Below are 4,712 nucleotides of genomic sequence, written 5' to 3'. Positions count from 1 at the left end.
GCGCGGACGCGAGCGAGCCCGCGCAGTGGCGGCCGTGCGGGCTCGGATGTCGGGCGGGGCGGCGCCGGATGCCGGCGCCGGTCGGCGGATCGGATCAGCGGCGGCCGCGGGGGGCCGCGCTTCCGGACGCCCAGTGCGGCGAGACCACGTCACGGCGCGCGACGGTGGCGCCGGGCATGTCGGAATACATCGGTGCGCCCAGAAGCTGCCCGGTGCGGTTGCGCTGCGAATGGGCGGAGCGGGGGTCGTGGTAGGGGTCGTTCACGTAGGAGCTCATGTGGCCGCCGCCGGCCGGCTGGCGGTCGCCGCCACCGCCCTCGCCGGCCCGAGCCGCGACGGGGAGGGCGAGAACGGCGGCGAAGAGCGCCGAGGCAACGATGCGCGTCATGAGATAATCCTTCCTCTCGAAGTTTTCTTCTGCAGGACATGCCGCCCTGCGCCAACGAGAAGAACATAACCAATTTCGTTCGACGAATATGTGTGCGAATGCACAAGTATATCAAACTATATTTAATCCGTTTCTCTTTCGACTTGGGTGCGGCGGCGCACGCGGACCGTCCGCTGCGACGAACGGAGCGGGATTAGACGCTGGCCGGCACCGCCGCAGCCCTTCGGGAGCGCAGGCGACCTGCGGATCGCGGGTCGGGCCGAACGACGACGGAGGCCGCGCCGCTGAGCGACGGGCCTCCGGGAGGGCAGGGCGGTCGGGACCGGGTTCGCGCCGGCGTGGGCTGCCGGATCGCGACGGCGGGCGCTACCCGAGCAGCTTGTCCAGCGTGATCGGGATCTCGCGCACCCGGATGCCGGTGGCGTGCCAGACCGCGTTGGCGATGGCGCCGGCCGAGCCGGTGATGCCGATCTCGCCGACGCCCTTGATGCCGAGCGCGTTCACGTGAGCGTCGTCCTCGTGCACCAGGATCGCCTCCATGGCCGGCGTATCCGCGTTCACCGGCACGTGGTATTCGCCGAGGTTGTCGTTGAGGAAGCGGCCGGTGCGGGCGTCCATCGCCGCGTGCTCGTGCAGCGCGAACGACATTCCCCAGATCATCCCGCCGTAATACTGGCTTGTGACCAGGCGCGGGTTGACGATGCGGCCGGCCGCGAACGCGCCGACGAGGCGGGTGACGCGGATCTGGCCGAGATCGGGGTCGACCTTCACCTCGGCGAAGACCGCGCCGTGGGCGTGCATGGCGTAGGTCTTGGCCGCCGCCGGATCGGTCGAGGCTTTCCCGGTCGCGGTGAGGCTCGCCCGTCCGGCGCGTGCCAGGATGTCGGAATACGCCTCGCTGCGGCTCTCGTCGTCGCGCCGGAAGAGTCGTCCGTCGCGGGCGACGAATCCGGCATTGCCCGCGCCGTAGAGCGGGGAGGCGGAATCGTTGGTGGCGAGGTCGGCGAGCTGCGCGATCACCGCCTGGCCCGCCGCGTGGATCGCCCCGCCCGCGGTGGCGGTGTGGGCCGAGCCGCCGGCGATGCCGGCGTTCGGCAGGTCGGAGGAGCCCATCCGGAAGGTCAGCCTGTCGAGGCCGATCCCGAGCCCGTCGGCGGCGATCTGGCCGAGCGCGGTCCAGGCGCCCTGCCCCATGTCGTGCGCGCCGGTCTCGATCAGGCCGGTGCCGTCGGCCCGCAGCTCGGCCTTCGCCTGCGCCTCGAACATCAGCGCCGGGAAGGTCGCGGTGCCCATGCCCCAGCCGACGAGGAGGCCGTTCGCGTCGCGAGTCTGCCGCGGCGCTCTCGGCCGCGCCGACCAGCCGAAGCGCTCGCCGCCGCGGGCGTAGCACTCGCGCAGGGCCTTGGAGGAGAACGGCTTCCCGGAGATCGGCTCGACCTCGGCATAGTTCGCCAGGCGGAATTCCAGCGGGTCCATGCCGCAGGCCAGCGCCATCTCGTCGATCGCGCTCTCCAGCGCGACGCTGCCCGAGGCCTCGCCGGGGGCGCGCATGAACAGCGGCGTGCCGGTGTCGACCCGCACCGCCTGGTGCCGGACCGCGATGGCCGGGCTGGCGTAGAGGGTATGCGAGACGCCGCCGGCCGGCTCGAAGAAGTCGTCGAACCGGCTCGAGGCCGTCAGCGTCTCGTGCTCCAGCGCCGTCAGCTTGCCGGCGTCGTCGGCGCCGAGGCGGAAGCTCTGCCGGGTCTCGGCGCGGTGGCCGACCGGGCCGTACATCTGCGCGCGCGCGAGCACCAGCTTGACCGGCCGGCCGACGAGGCGCGCGGCCATGCAGGCCAGGATCTGCGGGCCCGAGATCAGGCCCTTCGAGCCGAAGCCGCCGCCGAGGAACGGGCTCTCGATCCGGATGTTCTCCGGCGCGATCCCGAACAGCCCGGCGAGGCGCCCCTGGGCCATCGACATGCCCTGGCTCGGCGTGTGCAGCGTGAGCCGGTCGCCGTCCCAGGAGGCCACCGCCGCGTGCGGCTCCATGGCGTTGTGGTACTGGGCCGGGGTCTCGTAGGTCGCCGCGATCCGCCGGCTCGCGGCGACGAGGCCGGCCTCGACGTCGCCGTGGGTCTCCTCCGGGGGCTGGCCGACGCCGATGCCGGGGGGCGTGAACGGCGGCTCGGCGTCGAGGCCGATGCGCGGCGTCTCGGCCTCGTAGCGCGGGCTCAGCAGGCGCGCGCCCTCGGTGGCCGCCTCCAGCGTCTCGGCGATCACCACCGCGATCGGCTGGTTGGCGTGGCGGACGGCCGAATCCTGCAGCAGGTCGAGGCGGAAGATGAAGCCGTGGGGCTTGTCGTCCGGGTGCTGGGCGAGCGCCGGGGCGTTGTCCGGCGTCATCACCGCGACGACGCCCGGATGGGCCTCGGCCGCCGCCACGTCGAGATGGGTGACGCGCCCGCGGGCGATCCGGGCGACGCAGAGTGCCGCATGGAGGGTGCCGTCCGCGACGTTGTCGGCCGCGAAGGTCGCCCGGCCGGTGACCTTCAGCGGCCCGTCGCGCCGGGTCAGGGGCTGGCCCATGCTCGATCCGTGGCGGGCCCGCTGCGGCGCGGACGTCAATGCGATCTCAGCCATGGGCGGCTCCTGCCGGCGAAGGGGAGGGGACGGCGAAAGGGGCCGCGAACGGCGAGGCCGGCAGCGCCGGCAGGCGCTCCGGCGTGCCGGCGGCCGCCAGCGTCAGGGCCCGCACGAGGATGCGGCGGGCGAGCTCGATCTTGAAGACGTTGGCTTCGCCCGACGGCTTGGCCCCGGCGAGCGCCGCGTCGGCGGCCTTTCGGAACACATCCGGGTCCGGCGCCTGGCCGGCGAGCAGGCGTTCCGCCTCCCGCGCCCGCCACGGCTTCAGCGCCACCCCGCCGAGCGCGAGGCGGGCCTCGCCGATCCGGTCGCCGTCGAGGCGCAGGCCGGCCGCGGCGGAGACCACCGCGAAGGCGTAGGAGGTGCGGTCGCGGACCTTGAGGTAGCGGGCATGGGCCGAAAACCCGGCCGCCTCCGGCGGCAGGCGCACCGCGACGATCAGCTCGCCCGGCGCCAGGTCGGTCTCGCGCTCCGGCGCATCGCCGGGCAGGCGATGGAAGTCGACCAGCGCCACCGCACGCCGGCCGCCCGCACCCTCGATCTCGACGACGGCGTCGAAGGCCGCCAGCGGCACGCAGAAATCCGATGGGTTGGTGGCGATGCAATGCTCGCTCCAGCCGAGCACCGCGTGCAGCCGCGTCGCCCCGCCGATCGCGGCGCATCCCGAGCCCGGCGCGCGCTTGTTGCAGGGGGAGGTGGCATCCGCGAAGTACGGGCAGCGGGTACGCTGCATCAGGTTGCCGGCGGCGGTCGCGGCGTTGCGCAGCTGCGCCGAGGCGCCCGCGAGAAGCGCCTCGGCCACCGCGGGATAGGTCCTGGCGAAGCGCGGATCGTGGGCGAGGTCGCTGTTGCGCACCAGCGCGCCGATGCGCACGCCGCCGTCGTCCAGGAACTCGATCCGGTCGAGGCCGGGGAGGCGGGTGACGTCGACGAGGCGGGCCGGCGTCACGACGCCGCCCTTCATCAGGTCGAGCAGGTTGGTGCCGGCGCCGAGATAGGCCGCTCCGGGCGCCTGCGCCGCCGCGATCGCCTCGGCGACGCTGGCGGGACGGGTGTAGTCGAACAGGTTCATGCCGCGTCCTCCCGCATCGCCGCGCCGTCGCCGGCGCCCTGCGCGGCCAGCACCGCCTCACTGATGCCGGCATAGGCGCCGCAGCGGCAGAGGTTGCCGCTCATGCCCTCACGGATCCGCTCGGGATCGGTCCCCGCCTGCCCCTCCGTGATCAGCCCGACCGCGCTCATGATCTGGCCCGGCGTGCAGAAGCCGCACTGGAAGCCGTCATGCGCGATGAACGCCGCCTGCACCGGGTGCAGAGCGTCGCCGTCCGCCAGCCCCTCGATGGTGGTGACGGAGGCGCCGTCGAGGCTGACGGCGAGCGCGAGGCAGGCGTTGATCCGCCGGCCGTCGACCAGCACCGTGCAGGCGCCGCACTGGCCGCGGTCGCAGCCCTTCTTCGATCCGGTGAGATGGAGGCGCTCGCGCAGCAGGTCGAGCAGGGTCACGCGGGGATCCTCCAAGAGGACCTCGCGCACCGTGCCGTTCACGGTGAGCCTGAGAGGTATCATGCGATCTCCGGGCATGGCGCAGCTGGGATGGCACAGCTTGGAATGAAACCAGATAGGATCGTGCGGTGCGAAGGCCAGGGGACGGACCTTCGCGCGGCGAGGGCAGGGGGCGCGGCAGCGCGCAGGGCGGGGG

Annotated in this window: 4 protein-coding genes; all 4 read right to left on the bottom strand. The window is 73.4% G+C overall.

Features of this window, described 5'->3' with window-relative positions:
• Positions 1-94: 94 nt before the first annotated feature.
• The 4 genes from FV230_RS24835 to FV230_RS24820 all read right to left on the bottom strand — a co-directional run bounded on the left by FV230_RS24835 (position 95) and on the right by FV230_RS24820 (position 4,579).
• Positions 95-388 carry a hypothetical protein gene (locus tag FV230_RS24835; protein ID WP_147729318.1) on the bottom strand — a complete coding sequence of 98 codons (294 nt, stop codon included), beginning with the start codon at positions 386-388 and terminating at the stop codon, positions 95-97.
• 366 nt (positions 389-754) lie between these two features.
• On the bottom strand, positions 755-3,010 hold the full coding sequence (locus FV230_RS24830; protein ID WP_147844301.1) for a xanthine dehydrogenase family protein molybdopterin-binding subunit: 2,256 nt from the start codon (positions 3,008-3,010) through the stop codon (positions 755-757).
• Positions 3,003-4,085: a xanthine dehydrogenase family protein subunit M gene (locus tag FV230_RS24825; protein ID WP_147844300.1), complete on the bottom strand. Its 1,083-nt coding sequence runs from the start codon at positions 4,083-4,085 to the stop codon at positions 3,003-3,005. The genes FV230_RS24830 and FV230_RS24825 overlap by 8 nt, the downstream gene beginning before the upstream one ends.
• Complete coding sequence (locus FV230_RS24820; RefSeq protein WP_147844299.1) at positions 4,082-4,579, bottom strand: (2Fe-2S)-binding protein; 498 nt, start codon at positions 4,577-4,579, stop codon at positions 4,082-4,084. The genes FV230_RS24825 and FV230_RS24820 overlap by 4 nt, the downstream gene beginning before the upstream one ends.
• Positions 4,580-4,712 lie beyond the last annotated feature (133 nt).

It is taken from the genome of Methylobacterium sp. WL6 (genome assembly GCF_008040095.1).
In the GTDB taxonomy this organism is placed as follows: Bacteria; Pseudomonadota; Alphaproteobacteria; order Rhizobiales; family Beijerinckiaceae; genus Methylobacterium.
Note: the sequence above shows the minus strand (reverse complement) of the source record. Positions and strands in the feature narration are given on the sequence as shown.